This is a genomic window from Holospora curviuscula, assembly GCF_002930195.1.
Classification (GTDB): domain Bacteria; phylum Pseudomonadota; class Alphaproteobacteria; order Holosporales; family Holosporaceae; genus Holospora; species Holospora curviuscula.
The window spans coordinates 78,040-93,285 of record NZ_PHHC01000082.1; the positions used below are offsets into that span (position 1 = coordinate 78,040).

Here is a 15,246-nt window from a genome sequence, read left to right on the forward strand (position 1 = left end):
CCTCATCAGCACTTCTTTTCAGGGTGTTTCTATACTTTTCCCACCTTTGTACCTAACGTTTGCTTTTTTATCTTAAACGCGATCGGTCTATTATGGAAAGCCGAAAATCATCATTTCCAAAGCGATCTATTAAAAACTTCCTCTATTAAAGTGCAGTAAAGATTTTCATCCCCTAAAAAAAATGCAGTGTATAAAATCGTATCATATGCAAAAACTGCTGGAGAAAAAAATGCACAACTTCTAAACATTTCGAATACAATGATTAAATAAGATTACTCCCATTCTTAAACCGGAGCCTCTTTACGATGAATAGATAGTTTGATACACTGAAAGGAATTTTTTTGATTGATAGTCTAGTGTCATTTCGTCACGCAGTTCAAAATATTGTACAGTATTTTCGTACAAGGTCTGAGAATAAATATGAGGAGGAAATGCGTCGGGAAGATATGATGGAAGCGGCAAAACGACTTATTCCAGTGGTCTCTTTAGGAATGATAGGACTTTTATGCGTTGTGGGAGGATATTCATATTGGGAATATCAAAAAGATCGTAAACTTTTCCGTGCCGAGCTCTTATACGATGAATATTTAAAAGATATTGGTCAAGAACGCTTCGAATCAGCAAAAAAAAAAGAAGCTCAGCTTAAAAATACTAAAGAGATGAGAAAGCTTTTAGAAATCGAGCGTTGCGGTCTAACAGTTTCAGCCTTTACCCGTACCCAAGACAGTAAAGAAAAAGAAAAGCTTTGGAGTTTGGTGTATGATGCGTACAATATTCTGGATTCTCATTTGTTTGCAAAATCTCGCGCACAAAGTTCAATGTATCATTTAACGCGTTTTATATTGGCTATCCTTGCTAACGATGTATCGCTTAAAGATTCTCGAGTTTCTCTGATTAAAAATTACACTCAAGGTTCAGGTAGCTTTTTAGGCCTAGGATATGCAATGAAGGCACTTCAACAGTTAGCACAAGGTACATTAGATCAAAAATTCATCGAGCAGTGGGAGCGTTACAGTCAAAGCTGGATTCCCAACGCCTGCGCTATTGGCGCAGGTATCTCTCGTCCTATGATTTATTCCAACCGTTGAGGTGGGATAGAAAAATGATACGACGACTTATCCTGGGATTTCTTTATGGTACACTTTTATGGAGTTGTACCTCAGAAGTAGAACTGCCCCCGCTTATGGGAAAACGAGAAAATCTCGTGGTAGAAGAGGTATTTTCTATGACGAATCAACAATCTAAGAACGCAGAGACAGAAAAATTTGTTCCATGCTCTGGAAAAACTCCTGTGCAATGGCTTCAGTATTATTGTGATTCTACACATCAACTGCCTGCTTTGGGAGACTCTTTTACCTTTCAGAAGAAAAGAGAAATACCCAAACTTCATCAGATTCATGTGTCTACTTTTTCTACTCAAGGCGCCGCTCCAAGTCCAGTATGTTGGAGAGGCCAAGTTTATGTGTTAAAAGGTCTGAAACTTTATGAAGGAGTGGTTAAGGAAGGTATATTTACGCTTCTGCGTGAATTAGATTTATCTGGGGATGTAAATGCCATCGATATGGATGGCATGGGAGGTATTGCGATACACCCTAAAGGACTCGCATTCATTACCTTGGGGTCTTCAGAACTTGTGTGTGTATGTTTAAAAAATCAGCGCATAATGTGGAGAAGATCGCTGGAATGCCCCGCGGAAGGACCACCTGTATTGGGTAATGGAAAAGTAATTTGTGTAACCCGAAGAAATCAAACTGTTGCTTTTCGTCAAAAAGATGGAGAAATTCTCTGGTCTCATCAGGGAGCAGTAGAAGATCTGTCTTTATGGGGCGGGAGCAGTGCCGCTATTTCTAGAGGAATTGTGATTAGTAACTATAGCTCTAATCAAGTGGCTGCTCTAAACGAGAAGACAGGCACACCAATATGGACTCAAAATTTTGCTGTGAGTAAGAGTAATCGAGGAAAAGTTCCCCATCAGAAAGCTTCTCCAGTCTATGTGGACGAACTAGTCTATGTTCTCACTCACAGTAATTTGGCATGTTTGGTAGCAAGCAGTGGCCAGACATTATGGCAATGGCCCATTGGAGGATATTATACGCCCCTGATTTTAGGAAATTTTCTTTTCGTTGTAGACCAAAACGGTGTATTGAGTCGGCTTGATCGGTATACCGGTAAAGTATGTTGGACCCATACTTTACCCTCTCATAAAGAAGATCGCTGGAACGTTTGGATTGGCCCCTGGTATGTCAATCATCAACTCTTACTTTGGAGATATGATGGATTAATGGTGGCAGTTGATCCTTTTTCTCCAGGAACTTGCGGCTCAGAATCATCTTTGAAGTCAAACATAGGAGTATTTTTGGGTCATCCATTAAGTGCTTCTGGAGTATTGTTAAAGGATGCTATGGTTTTACATAGCGATGATGGGGGGATTTTGTCATGGAAGATAGCACCGTAGTTTCTCAGAAACAGGAAGTCAATCTTCCTTTTTTCTATATTTTCAGCGCAGAAATTTTGAAGTCAAATTTTACATATCATCTGCGATATTTTGATCATTCTAATCTGAAAATAGCTTTCTTAACCAGCATTGAATACAACAAACAAAAAATTTTAAATTGCAATAATCAGAAAAAAAACTTAGAAAATAATGTAGAAATCTCTTTAACCTTAGATGCCAATCGTTATGTTTGGAGTGCAAAAAAATGAGTCGAGGCAGTGAAAGAAATCGACGTGAACGAAACGCAAAAGAACGCTCTACTATAAATTCTGAACAGAATTTACGCTGCATAGGAATTGTTGGAAAGCCCAACGTAGGAAAATCTACTCTTTTTAATCGTATAGCAGGAAAGCGTTTGGCTATTGTTGAAGACTATGAAGGCGTTACACGAGATTGGCAGGCTTATGAAGGAACCCTCTTTGGTTTTAAATTTACAATTTTAGATACTCCTGGACTGGGGTTAAAAGATAATCCTTACGAGTCTAGCATCAAAATCACCTTAGAGAGTCTATTTTCCCACTGTCAGGGAATTATTTTTTTGGTGGATGGTCGTCACGGAATCAGTGCTGTTGATGCACAAATTATGAAGTGGTTGAGAAAACAACCTTGTCCTATTTTACTGGTAGCCAATAAGTGTGAACGATTTGAAGATGAAGTTCAAGCTCTAGATTTTTCTCAATGGGGATTAGGTGCACCTATTTCTATTTCTGCTTTGCATGGCCAAGGGTTGTGGGAACTAAAAGAAGCAATTGCAAAACTACCGCTCCCAAAAGATAGAGCGTTTACAGAAAAATTTTTGCTTCCTGAAGATGGAATTCGAGTGGCTGTTATGGGAAGACCCAACGCAGGAAAATCCACTTTTATTAATACCTGTTTGGGAAATGAACGGTTATTAACGGGACCTAACGCCGGGGTTACCCGAGATGCCATTGAAGTATCTATAATAATGGATGGTACATCATTTATTTTTGTTGATACGGCAGGAGCGCGAAAACAAGCTCGAGCGCAAAATCTTTTAGAAAAATTATCTAGAGCTTCTGGTCAACGCGCGCTGATATTCTCCCACATTACTTTGCTTTGTATTGATGGAACACGAGGGTTAGAAAAGCAAGACTTAACTTTACTAGCTTCCATAATCAAAGAAGGAAGAGCAGTGGTAGTAGGGCTAACAAAATGGGATCAAGTAAAAGATAAAAATTCTTATCTAAAAGGATTAAGACGATGTTTAGATGAAAGTATAGCATCAGGGAATTGGATTCCCCTATTTCCTTTTTCTTCTGTGAAGGGGCAAGGGATCGTTGCGTTGTGTAAGGGGTTAAAAGAATTATATGTTCGATGGAATCATCGTATTGCTACGGGACCTTTGAATCGCTGGATGGCCCAATGTATCCAAGATATCCCGCCACCACTTTCCAATGGTATTATCATTAAGCCTAAATATATTACTCAAATTAAAACGCGCCCTCCACGCTTTATAGTTTTTGGGAATCAAATAGAAGTGCTACCTGCCCATTATCAGCGTTATTTTTTAAATCGTTTAGTAGAAACATTTAATTTAGAAGGGGTCAATCCTCGAATAGAGTACAAGAATGCAGTAAATCCCTATGAGGTTTAAAAAATTTTGTGAAAGGTATTAAAAAAAAAACAAGCGTTTCTTCTAAGCGATGGCTTCTTCGGCAGCTCAACGATCCCTATGTAAAAGACGCGAAACTATCTGGCTATCGCACTCGTTCAGCGTTTAAATTACAAGAAATTCAAGAAAAAGAGCGTATTATTCGCCCAGGAAATCGAATTTTAGATTTAGGATGTGCACCAGGAGGATGGAGTCAAGTCATGACAGAACTTCCTGGAGTGTTTGTTTGGGGAGTAGACCTTGTAAATATTCAACCAATTCCCCAAGTGCATTTTTTTCAAGGAGATTTTTCTACACCGGAAACAAGGCTTTGGATTCAAGATCACGGGCCCTTTTCCGGAGTTGTAAGTGATGCTGCACCTACCAGTACTGGGCATCATACTACAGATTTGATACGAATTGAACATATGGTAGAGGTAGTATGGAATATTGCCCATCCCGTATTATGTTTAGATGGATTTTTTCTTGTAAAAGCTTTTCATACTCAACGTGTTCAAGAATTGTATAGCCATTGGAGAAGAATATTTAAGGAAGTAAAATACATAAAACCCAAAGCAAGTCGCAAAGAATCTAAAGAAATTTATATTTTAGCACGAGGATATACCGTCTGAGTATAGTTTATTAGTTATTAGAGGACTGGTTTTTTCTACAAAACCTAAAGAGGCGATACCTAATAAATTGCATTTATACTTTCAGCAGCCTAAGTTAATTTTTTTGAAAATTTTATTTTATTGAATCCAAAAAATTTTTAATGCTTTGTCTTATTTTGCATAAAAGAGGCACTCCTGTTTCTTTTTTTAGCACATAAAGCCGTTCAAATCTAAAATCTGTTCTATGTTTTTCTGATGAAATACCAAAATTGGTCGATTTCAAAAACAGAAATATTGGAATATATCATATTATCTATTTTCGTCGTATTTTAAACATGAGAATTCAATAAAGAACATTAATAGTGCTGGTTCGCCGTAGATAAAACAGTTTAAATGATTGCTCAGCAGCTTATATGTTGCGTTTATTTTACCAATAAAACCGCACCCAAAACCTATTCAGTACTTGTGTTACGTACGATTAAATACATTTTTTTACGCCCGCGGTGCATTAATATGCACAGATAACTGTAAAATTCGTCATATTCAATTGAAAGTCTGTACCTTTCAACCAACGTATTGTAAATTATTTGCCATATACGAGTATTTTATCCCCTTCTAAATCGTTTATGAACACTTGTTACCCAGTATAAAAATTTAGTTTAAAGATGGAATTTAAAGAATTGAAGTAAGGCCTTACTTGGATACTTGGATTCTTTTAAATCCTATCTCCAAGCTATATATTGCGATAGACACTAGAGAAACTCTAAACGAAAGTATAAAGTACCATGTGTTTTATAGATTCAACCCGTAAAATAAAAGGAACTGTCTCAAGAGAAATAAGATATTACATCTTTTCGCTTGTACAAAATTTGGACAAAGCACTAGGATTAGAAGTCATTGGGCCAAAAAAAGTTTTTTCTATTGAGTATTGAATATGTTTTTTGACGAGGATCAATCCAGGATTGGGACAGAAAACGCTTTCCGAAAGATGGCTGTAATATGACGTATAGGTTTTAATTTAGCTTAGCTTTCTAGGACACAAAATGAAACGATACTCAGATGGGTTAATTCAATACTCTCTTTTCAAAAAAAGTTTTAATGAAGTGTCTTTAGGATATACGTACCTATGTAGTCAACATCACAATATCAAGAAAGGAAGGGTTATGCCTTCCTTTCTTTTTTTCTTTTCAATAGAAGTAAAAATTTTAAGTTTTTTTGGAATCCTAAAAAAATACTCATTATTCTGAGTTTTTTATCTTAGTTTTCTTACTAAACTAGCGTAAGTGTCTGGAATGAATTTCTTTAGAAATCCATACCGCCGCCCATACCGCCACCCATACCGCCACCCATACCAGGTTTTTCCTTCTCGGGAACTTGTGCGATAATTACTTCTGTAGTATTTAACAATCCTGAAACAGAGCCTGCATTCTGAAGCGCAGTACGAGTCACTTTTGTAGGATCAATAATTCCTGCCTCAATCATATCTACATAGCGATCATGGCGAGCGTCGTATCCAATATTCATATTGGACGCTTTCAAAACTTCTGCCACAACGACACCCCCTTCTTTACCCGCATTATGAGCAATTTGACGACACGGCGCAGACAAAGCTTCTTTTACTGCATTAATACCACAAACAAAATCACGACCCCTTTCCTGAACTGCAGGGGTTTTAATGGCGTCTTCCAATCCTTTCACACAGCGCAAAAATCCTGTACCTCCACCAGGGATAATTCCTTCCTCTACTGCTGCTTTTGTCGCATGCATGGCATCTTCAACGCGATCTTTACGTTCTTTGAGTTCGACCTCTGTAGCGCCTCCTACCCGAATTACCGCTACGCCACCTGCCAATTTCGCCAAGCGCTCTTGTAGCTTTTCTCGGTCATAATCAGAAGTCGCGTCTTCAATTTCTAATCTAATCTTATCGCAGCGCTCTTTTACAGAAGAACTCGTGGGACCATTAATAATGATCGTAGTGTTATCTTTTTCAATAATTACGCTGTCTGCGCGTCCTAGATCTTCCATACGAACATCTTCTAGCCGCATACCCACTTCTGCACTAATAACATATCCATTAGTTAGAACTGCAATATCACCCAACATTGCTTTTCTTCGATCTCCAAACCCAGGAGACTTCACCGCTGCTACTTTAAGAACCCCACGCAGCTTGTTCACTACCAACATAGCCAGCGCTTCTCCTTCTATGTCTTCTGCAATAATCAAAAGGGTTGCAGCGTCTTTAGAGCTTTTTTCTAGTACTGGCAACAAAGACTGAGCACTGCTGATTTTTCCATCGTACAATAAGATGTAGCATCGCTCCAGCTCTGCAATTCCTTTATCTTGTCTCGTAATAAAATAAGGAGAAATATATCCCCGATCAAACTGCATGCCTGGAACCACATCCAGCTCTGTTTTAAAAGATTTCGCTTCTTCTACGGTAATCACACCATCCGAACCGACTTTTTCCATAGCCTGAGCAATCATATCTCCAATTTCTACATCACCATTAGCAGAAACCGTTGCAACCTGTGCAATTTTTTCATAATCCCCCTTAACAGAAGTAGAAAGTTCTTTTAGTTTTTCCACCACGACCTCAACAGCATAATCAATACCAGAGCGAAGCTCCATAGAATTCATTCCTGCAGAAGTTCCCTTAAAAGCCTCACTATAAATACTTCGAGCAAGCACGGTAGCTGTGGTTGTTCCATCTCCCACCATGTCTGCGGTTTTTGAAGCTACACTTTTAACCAACTGAGCAGCCAAATTTTCGTAACGATCTTCTAGTTCTACATGCTTTGCTACTGTTACACCGTCTTTAGTAACCCGTGGATCTCCAAAAGACTGCTCAATCAATACATTACGTCCGTTAGGTCCAAGAGTGACCTGAACACAGTTGGCAAGCTTCACAACTCCGTTAAGTAAAGACTCTCCAACCTTTGATCCAAATGCGATTTGCTTTACTGACATATACTCTCTCCTTTTACGCTACAATACCAAATACATCGGATTCTTTCATCACGATATGGTCTTCGCCAGCTAATTTCACTTCTGTACCAGACCATTTTCCAAATAGAATTCGGTCTCCCACTTTTATTTCTAAAGACACAAGATTGCCATGAGCATCTCGGGCACCTGGTCCCACTGCGATGACAGTTCCCTCAATAGGCTTTTCTTTTGCGGTATCAGGAATAACTATACCTCCTGCAGTTTTTTCTTCCGCTTCTGCACGCTTTACAAGGACACGGTCTCCTAAAGGTCTAAATTTAGTCATGAGTTCCTCCATAATAATAGTGTTAATAGAGTAAAATTAGCAGTCGTTTTCTGAGAGTGCTAATTACGAAATAATCGTAACACATCCTTTCTCTCAACACAAGAGGAAAAATAAAAAAAGTATAAAATTTTCTTCTGCCGTTATTTTATAAATTATTTCTTAGCACCCCAGAGCATAGTTAATTTTTTTTAGATAAGTGTAAAATATTCTTCAGTACAGCAACGAAAAAACTCTTAAAAGAATAATAGTTTAGTTTTTACTTTATGATTATTTTGGTAAATAAATAAAAAAAAGAGGAAAGAACTTCTTTCCTCTTAAAGAGTTTACAACCTGTAAACAATTTTATTGTACATCTTAAGGCGCTACTGTGGCATCATCTCCAGAGTCTTCGTCAGACGCGTCGTTTACTTTTGGAGAATTCATCACAGGTCCTGAATTCATTCCAGAAACATTAACAACACCATTATTTTCCGGTGCATCAGAAAGTACGAAAATACTCGTTCTGTTTAAAGCATGACATTGTTCACTTTCACCCATTACTAAAGGTCGTTCCTTTCCTACACTGTAGACACCAGAAATAGAACTGGCAGGAAGCCCATGATTTTTCAACGCTTTACTCAAAGCGTTGGCACGACGTTGTCCCAGAGCTAAGTTGTACTCGGAGGATCCACGAATATCACAGTGCCCTACAATAGCTCCTTTTTTGTTGTATTTGCACAAAAATTCTTTCATGGCTGGAACTTTTTGTCCTTCATCCAAAATATTAGACTTGTCAAAATCGAAAAAGACCTGATCTTTTTTACCTTGTTTAAAATCAGCAACAGATCCTTCGATATTACAAGATCCTTTGTCTTGGTAAACAACTTCCGCAGTTTGGGGAGCTTCATCACTACAAGCAGCCAATAAGGCGCCTAAGGCGAACACACCTAAAAGTCTTAAATTCATAACGTCCTCTTTTCTGTCTACGTCTAGAACCTAACCTAAAAGTTCTTAAAAAAACTTCTAATTTCAAATAGTTCTTCGCGTTTTAAACCATCTACGGATTCATCGTACAACGCTTTTTTTCCAAATAAAAGAGGGTGTACAAAGAATTTTTGACTTTTTTCATAAAGTTTCACTATTAACTTTTCATCTAAAGACAGAGTTTCTTTTAGGAGCGTTAAAAAATCTTCAGGGTATATTTCAAAATAAAATTACTGTACAAGTAAAAATTTAAGTTTTTTTTTCATATTTATGATTATCAAGCCCTTCCTGAGTGCGTTTAGGCCGTTGACTTTTTTTTGGGAAGATTTATAATAAGGCCCAGTAAGTGTTAGCAGTTAAAAATATGGCGCGTATTTCTGGTGTAAATATCTCAGAAAAAAAGAATTTATTTTCTGGGTTGTTATGCATTCATGGGATTGGAAGATTTAAGGCCCTAGAGGTGTGTCGTTCTTTGGGGATTGATCATCATACAAGAGTTTCTGCTTTGTCAGAGAGAGATATTGTGAGAATTCGAGAAATGATAGACAAAGAATATATAGTCGAAGGAGAGCTTCGTAATAATACCTTGATGAGTAAAAAGCGCTTGATGGATTTAGGATGTTATCGCGGGCTGCGTCATCGTAAAAATCTTCCAGCCCGGGGACAACGAACGCATACGAATGCCAGAACCCGTCGCGGTCGTGCGGTGGCTATAGCTGGTAAGAAAAAATAACGGAGGATAAGTAACTAAGCATGGTTTCCAATAAAAAAGTTAAAAGAAAAAACATAGTTTCTGGTGTAGCACATATTTACTCTACATTTAACAACATAATGATTACCATTACGGACATGCAAGGCGCTACTATTGCTTGGTCCTCTGCGGGAGTCGTTGGATATTCTGGATCCAAGCAGTCTACTCCCTTTGCAGCTCAGATGGCAGCGGAAGATGTGGCAAAAAAAGTTCAGCTTCATGGTGTAAAGAGGTTGGATGTTTCTTTATGTGGTATAGGATCAGGAAGAGAAGCAGCGGTGCGAGGACTAAGTAGTGCTGGCCTTGAGATTTGTTCTATTCGAGATGATACGCGTTTACCTCATAACGGATGTAAGCCTTCAAAGCGTCGTCGTGTATAGTGAATGTATAGAGGAATGATTCGATGGTAGAAGCAGAAAAAAAATGGAATGAACTTATTGAGCCTTACAAAAAATCGTTTCAGAGAGATGAAGATACCCGTTACGTGAATTCGATCTTAGTAGAACCGTTGGCTAAAGGATTTGGGGTTACTATCGGTAATGCTATGCGTCGTGTCCTGTTATCTTCTTTGTCTGGATGGGCTATTACACGCATCAAACTTCGGGGTACGGATATGGAATTTTCTACAATTCCAGGAATGGCTCAAGATGTTACGGATCTGGTGCTAAACTTAAAATCTGTAGACTTAAAGGGATATTTTGAGCACAAAAAAACCTTTTCTTTTTATGCTAAGGGTCCTTGTGTGGTCACTGCAGGGATGTTAGCTGAAGAAGACAGCTTGGAAGTCAACAATCCAGAGTATGTTTTGTGTGTGTTAGACGATGGAGGAGAGCTTGATTTAGAGTTCACGGTAGAAAAAGGTCGTGGCTATGTAAGTGCGGAACGCTTTCCGAGAAAAAATGAGCCCGAAATCTTTCTTGATGCTTGGTTTAGTCCCATTCGAAAAGTATCGTTCCAAGTAGAAAATGCTCGAGTAGGACAAAACACAGATTATGAAAAACTTATTCTTCGGGTAGAAACGAATGGGGCAGTGAGCCCAAATGCCGCAGTCAGTGAGGCGGCAGAAATTCTGAAAAATCAGTTTAGTGTTTTTATTACACCTCCTACTAGTGAAGACGTGTCCCGAAAAATTGGGGAAGCGCAATTTACGGAAGATATAGACCATAAAGACCACTTTCCAGTGGATTTTTATAAGCCTGTCTCTGAACTGGATTTATCTATTCGATGCTTAAATTGTTTAAAAATGGAAAATGTAACCTATGTAGGAGATCTGGTGCGGTTGAAAGAACAAGATTTGATGAAAACGCCAAATTTTGGTCGTAAATCTTTCCAAGATATTCAGCGAATTTTGGCCAGTATGGGGCTAACTCTTGGAATGAACGTTCCTAACTGGCCTCCTAAGAAAGGTTCAAAGGAAGAGGAGAAAAATGATGCGCCACAAAATAGCCCATAAAAAATTCAGTCGTACCACCAATCAGCGAAAAGCGCTGTTGGTAGGATTGTGTAATCAAATTGTTCAAAATGGAAGAATTATGACTACATTGCCGAAAGCTAAAGCGGTACGTCCTATGTTGGAACGTTTGGTCACCTATGGAAAAAACGAGGTTTCTCTTCATCGTTTTAGAGTGTTAATGGCAACTTTACGATCTAAACAGTCCTGCGAAAAAATTATTTCTCAATGGGGTCCTAGATACAAAGAACGACCTGGGGGATATCTTCGAATTATTAAAGCAGGGTTTCGTAAAGGAGATGCTGCTCCTATGGCATTAATTGAATTTGTGGAAGCCTAGGCGTATTTTAAAGGTAAATTCGTTACTAAGGAAAGCAAACTTATGGCAGACTATTACAAAGTTCTTGGTGTTCCCTCCAATGCCTCTCTTCAGGATATAAAAAAGGCTTACAGAAAGCTAGCCTTGAAGTACCATCCTGATCAACATCAAAGTAGTTCTAATACAGAAAAAGAAAAAGCGGAGAAAATCTTTAAAGAAGCTACTGAAGCCTACGAAGTGTTGGGGGATGAAAAAAAGCGTAAGATGTATGATCAAATGGGCCCCGAAGGATTTCGACAAAGTTCTTCGGGAGGAAGCGGCTTTGAAGGGTTTTCCGAAGGAGGGTTTGACTTCTCATCCATCTTTGAAGATTTTTTTTCAAATTTTGGTTCTACAGGGCAACCAACCGTTTCTAAAGGACGTGATGTTTTTATTAAGGTGTCTATTAGCTTAGAAGAAGCATTTCAGGGGGTGAATCAGTCTCTTGAGTTTTCCACCATTGTTCGCTGTGATACGTGCTCTGGCAGTGGCGCAGAAAAAGGCGCAAAAGTGACCCAATGTACCGCTTGCAACGGGAGAGGAGAGGTAGCAGTATCCCAAGGATTTTTTATGGTACGTCAGCCATGTAAACGGTGTCAGGGTACAGGAACCTATATTGCGGCGTTGTGTAAAAAATGTCGAGGATCTGGGTGTATGAGACATCATCGGACTCTTGAATTTCGCATCCCTCCGGGTATTGAGCATGAAAGTCAGCTCCGTCTTCAGGGTGAAGGAGAAGTGGGAGAACGTAACGGTCCTTGCGGTGATGCTATTGTTCAGGTTAATATTCAATCTCACCCCTTATTTCGCAAAAAAGGAGCAAACTTATTCATGAACTATCCCCTTTCTATTGCTCAGGCAGCTTTAGGATGTACTGTTCAAGTGCCTACTATTGAAGGGGAAAGCATTTCGGTTACCTTTAAAGAGGGCATTCAATACAGAGAAAAAACTGTAGTTCATCGTAAAGGAATGCCACATCCTTCTGGGAGAGGAGATTTGATTATCGAAGCGGATATTTATGTCCCGTTAAAATTAACCCCAAGGCAACGGGAACTACTACAAAATTTTGCAGAGGAAGAAGAAAATAAAACTCCAGAAGCTACTGGTTTTTTCACAAAACTCAAGAATTTTTTTAAAACTTTATAAATTTTCAAGGGGGATTAGGAAAAGTAATTTCTTTTTCCATTAAAAAAAGCAGGGTAGTTTCTAGTAAGAAATGCGCCATTAACCCTCCTAGTATTTCTTCGCTAAATTGTTTAATGTAAAAGACACGCACTGCATGAGTATGCTTCGTTAATATCTTACATGTTGTTCTAAATTCTTGCTCTAAAAGTTGTTTTAGATGGATCTGAGTGAATTGTGGGTCTACGCTAGAGAAGTAATTTGGAAAAACAACGTCTGTAATACTCTTTTTTTCCCAAAATGTTGTAGTAAATCCCAAATAAAAAGGAGGCGGGTGAAAAATATGCTTTGGAAAAGAAGAGGTGTAACGATGTGTAAGCATATCTTGCCACATCCACTGGATCCACTGGGCTAAAGGATGAAAGTTTTTGGTATTGTTCCATATCCAATGCGCTAAATTTGGGTACTGTTGTTTTAATGTAGTATATAAAGCCGCACCTTCTAACGGAGATTTTAGAATATGATGAAAGTACTGTTGGCAAGTTTTTTTCGCTCCACCTAAAAAAAGATTAAAATGAAATCCAATCATGTTACCAATACTAAAACTAATCTCGTTAAAACAAGAGCTACTCTTGGGTGTAATCTCAGAATAATATTGCACATTAAGTTTAAAAGTCTGTACAACGGGGTGGATGTGAGGCAATTCAGCTCCTTTAGGAATCCAGATCATAATGTGGTGTTGTACACTACACTCTGTACTTTTCCAAGATTCCAAGCATCTTAACAAAATAATATAAGGAAACAAATCATTAGGGTTAGAGCCTATAATTATAACCCCGGTGTGCTTTAAATCCAATGTTCCCATCATTTCCCAAAAAAGTTCTGGATCTGGGTGCACAATGAAGTGTACTACAGGAAACGATTGATGATGTTTACCTGTAAAGCTTTGCACCCAATCTACGATACACTGAGTTCCTGCTAAATCTTCCATTCTTCCCGCCACTAAAATTGTACGAAATTCTCGAAAATGCTTTGAGTGATCTTCAAACTCATGGGAACGAGACCAAAGATATGAGAAACAAGAAAATTGTTCTTTTTGGGTAACCAACGCTTTTAAGGCCTGTGCTGCTTTTGCATGATTTCTGAGAAACAGTGACCAATCTAATATATGCGCGTCCAATACAAGTCGCATATCTTGTCGAAAAAGTGGATTGTTTCTCATGAAACGTCTGTATGTACGCTATTTTTTTAAAAAAGGCTGTACATGTTCCAGTAAAGATTGCTCTGCATCATTTGAAGAGCAATTCTTTTCTTTCTTTTCTCCGGGATTCTGTGGTGTTGAAGGTAAGATTTTTTTAGAAATAGGATGATCAGAGGGCATATCCTGAAACCCTGGAGGAATTTCTAGTTCTCGTAAAGGTTGCACAGACCAAGCATCCGGAGCGACTTTTTTTATTCCCGTTGCTTTTTGTACACTTTGACATTGAGTCAAAATCAATACACTCAATAAAGCACTCGCTTTACCATAAAAATTTTTATACGTCAATAATTCCATTTATAATAGTCTCTTAGCAATATCATAAACCCTACACTGATTAGCATATCAGCAAGATTGAATACAGGGAAGTAAAAATTTTTCCAATGCACACTTAAAAAATCAAACACAGCGCCCAACCAAACTCTATCAAGTATATTTCCGAAGGCACCCGCGATAATAAGTGCTATGGCCCACTGGGTTGAGGGACGCTTTTCATTGTAAAACATGTATAAAAACATGCCTACTAGTGTCATGGACAATCCTACAAATCCCCACCTCAACATGCTTCCTGTTTTAGAAAATAATCCCCAGCTAATTCCTGTATTATAAGTTGAAACGATACTAAACACTGTACAGAGACGAATACGTTTGGTTGTAGAAAGAAGCTCTTTTACATAAGATTTAGTTGCTTGGTCTCCCGTAACTCCCACCAGCACTACTCCAAAAAGCCATAGGTACTTCCTGAAAATTATGTTGTGCATAAAAAAATCATTTTTGTATATAATACATAGATTTTATTGCAAAGTCGATATGAAAAATAGGTATTATTTGATTCTATCTTGTAATAAATGCACGCTTGAACCTGAAAATTATCTAAGAACCTGTCTTTACAATGATACAAGTCTTCTAATCAATAAAATACAGTGTGCAATCATAATATTAGACCGCCTGCATAACGAGATGTCAGGATAACTTCATGGTGTAAATAGCTTCTATTAGATTGAATCTGAGTCCAAATCGTTTACGTCTATTTCTGTATTGATCAGATATGATTTTGAACCGTTTAATCATACCTATGACCTTTTCATGGGCTACTCTTTCGCGAGCCAGATCTTGAGTTTTTTTTATCTTCTTTTTTGGCAATTCGGATTTGATATGCAGCTTTTGTATTCCTTGGTATCCAGTGTCAGTAATCCCGTGCACTTGTAGGATGTATTTTGGTTCCAGATTTTTTAAGCAGCCTAAAATCATGACGTTTTCCGTTTGTACAAGCTGTACAAACAACTTGTTTCGTCTTCTTATCCACAACGAGTTGACTGTTTAAAGTATGTCTTCTCTTCTTTCCAGAATAAAAGG

The 15,246-nt window shown here is 38.2% G+C and carries 16 protein-coding genes and 1 pseudogene; 10 read left to right on the top strand and 7 right to left on the bottom strand.

What is annotated here, in order from left to right:
- The first annotated feature begins 341 nt into the window (after window positions 1–341).
- The 5 genes from HCUR_RS03740 to HCUR_RS03760 are packed head-to-tail and all read left to right on the top strand — an operon-like array spanning window position 342 to window position 4,738.
- Entirely contained in the window at window positions 342–1,088 is a 747-nt protein-coding gene (locus HCUR_RS03740; RefSeq protein WP_129591895.1) for a hypothetical protein, read from the top strand.
- Window positions 1,089–1,102: 14 nt separating this feature from the next.
- Entirely contained in the window at window positions 1,103–2,455 is a 1,353-nt protein-coding gene (locus HCUR_RS03745) for a PQQ-binding-like beta-propeller repeat protein (RefSeq protein WP_104206810.1), read from the top strand.
- On the top strand, window positions 2,437–2,703 hold the full coding sequence (locus HCUR_RS03750; RefSeq protein ID WP_104206811.1) for a hypothetical protein: 267 nt from the start codon (window positions 2,437–2,439) through the stop codon (window positions 2,701–2,703). The genes HCUR_RS03745 and HCUR_RS03750 overlap by 19 nt, the downstream gene beginning before the upstream one ends.
- On the top strand, window positions 2,700–4,109 hold the full coding sequence (gene der, locus HCUR_RS03755; protein ID WP_104206812.1) for a ribosome biogenesis GTPase Der: 1,410 nt from the start codon (window positions 2,700–2,702) through the stop codon (window positions 4,107–4,109). Before HCUR_RS03750 ends, der begins: the two co-directional genes overlap by 4 nt.
- A gap of 8 nt (window positions 4,110–4,117) precedes the next feature.
- Window positions 4,118–4,738, top strand: a complete 621-nt coding sequence (locus HCUR_RS03760; RefSeq protein WP_104206813.1) for an RlmE family RNA methyltransferase — start codon at window positions 4,118–4,120, stop codon at window positions 4,736–4,738.
- Window positions 4,739–6,019: 1,281 nt separating this feature from the next.
- Here HCUR_RS03760 and groL read toward each other — a convergent pair.
- The 3 genes from groL to HCUR_RS03775 form a co-directional block, all read right to left on the bottom strand.
- Window positions 6,020–7,684 (bottom strand): chaperonin GroEL, encoded by a 1,665-nt coding sequence (gene groL / locus HCUR_RS03765; protein WP_104206814.1) that lies wholly within the window; start codon window positions 7,682–7,684, stop codon window positions 6,020–6,022.
- Window positions 7,685–7,697: 13 nt separating this feature from the next.
- Entirely contained in the window at window positions 7,698–7,988 is a 291-nt protein-coding gene (locus HCUR_RS03770; RefSeq protein WP_104206842.1) for a co-chaperone GroES, read from the bottom strand.
- Between the two features lie 354 nt (window positions 7,989–8,342).
- Entirely contained in the window at window positions 8,343–8,933 is a 591-nt protein-coding gene (locus tag HCUR_RS03775) for an OmpA family protein (protein WP_104206815.1), read from the bottom strand.
- A 382-nt stretch (window positions 8,934–9,315) separates the two neighbouring features.
- Here HCUR_RS03775 and rpsM point away from each other — a divergent pair, with 382 nt between their 5' ends.
- Genes rpsM through dnaJ form a run of 5 tightly spaced genes read left to right on the top strand, consistent with a single transcriptional unit; the run spans window position 9,316 to window position 12,656 of the window.
- The gene (rpsM, locus tag HCUR_RS03780; protein WP_104206816.1) at window positions 9,316–9,684 is read left to right on the top strand and encodes a 30S ribosomal protein S13; all 369 of its coding nucleotides are present in this window, start codon (window positions 9,316–9,318) and stop codon (window positions 9,682–9,684) included.
- Window positions 9,685–9,704: 20 nt separating this feature from the next.
- Window positions 9,705–10,082: a 30S ribosomal protein S11 gene (gene rpsK, locus HCUR_RS03785; protein WP_104206817.1), complete on the top strand. Its 378-nt coding sequence runs from the start codon at window positions 9,705–9,707 to the stop codon at window positions 10,080–10,082.
- 23 nt (window positions 10,083–10,105) lie between these two features.
- Window positions 10,106–11,155: a DNA-directed RNA polymerase subunit alpha gene (locus tag HCUR_RS03790; protein ID WP_104206818.1), complete on the top strand. Its 1,050-nt coding sequence runs from the start codon at window positions 10,106–10,108 to the stop codon at window positions 11,153–11,155.
- Entirely contained in the window at window positions 11,133–11,492 is a 360-nt protein-coding gene (gene rplQ / locus HCUR_RS03795; RefSeq protein ID WP_104206819.1) for a 50S ribosomal protein L17, read from the top strand. The genes HCUR_RS03790 and rplQ overlap by 23 nt, the downstream gene beginning before the upstream one ends.
- A 42-nt stretch (window positions 11,493–11,534) precedes the next feature.
- Window positions 11,535–12,656, top strand: coding sequence for a molecular chaperone DnaJ (gene dnaJ, locus HCUR_RS03800; RefSeq protein WP_104206820.1), 1,122 nt, complete (start codon window positions 11,535–11,537; stop codon window positions 12,654–12,656).
- Window positions 12,657–12,660: 4 nt separating this feature from the next.
- On the opposite strand, the gene HCUR_RS03805 is transcribed toward dnaJ, so the two are convergent.
- The 4 genes and pseudogenes from HCUR_RS03805 to HCUR_RS03820 all read right to left on the bottom strand — a co-directional run.
- Entirely contained in the window at window positions 12,661–13,854 is a 1,194-nt protein-coding gene (locus tag HCUR_RS03805) for a hypothetical protein (protein ID WP_104206821.1), read from the bottom strand.
- 18 nt (window positions 13,855–13,872) lie between these two features.
- Window positions 13,873–14,178: a DUF3035 domain-containing protein gene (locus HCUR_RS03810; protein ID WP_165780729.1), complete on the bottom strand. Its 306-nt coding sequence runs from the start codon at window positions 14,176–14,178 to the stop codon at window positions 13,873–13,875.
- Entirely contained in the window at window positions 14,175–14,651 is a 477-nt protein-coding gene (gene lspA, locus HCUR_RS03815) for a signal peptidase II (protein ID WP_104206823.1), read from the bottom strand. Before lspA ends, HCUR_RS03810 begins: the two co-directional genes overlap by 4 nt.
- A gap of 202 nt (window positions 14,652–14,853) precedes the next feature.
- Window positions 14,854–15,246, bottom strand: a pseudogene (locus HCUR_RS03820) (transposase family protein); the annotation flags it as partial.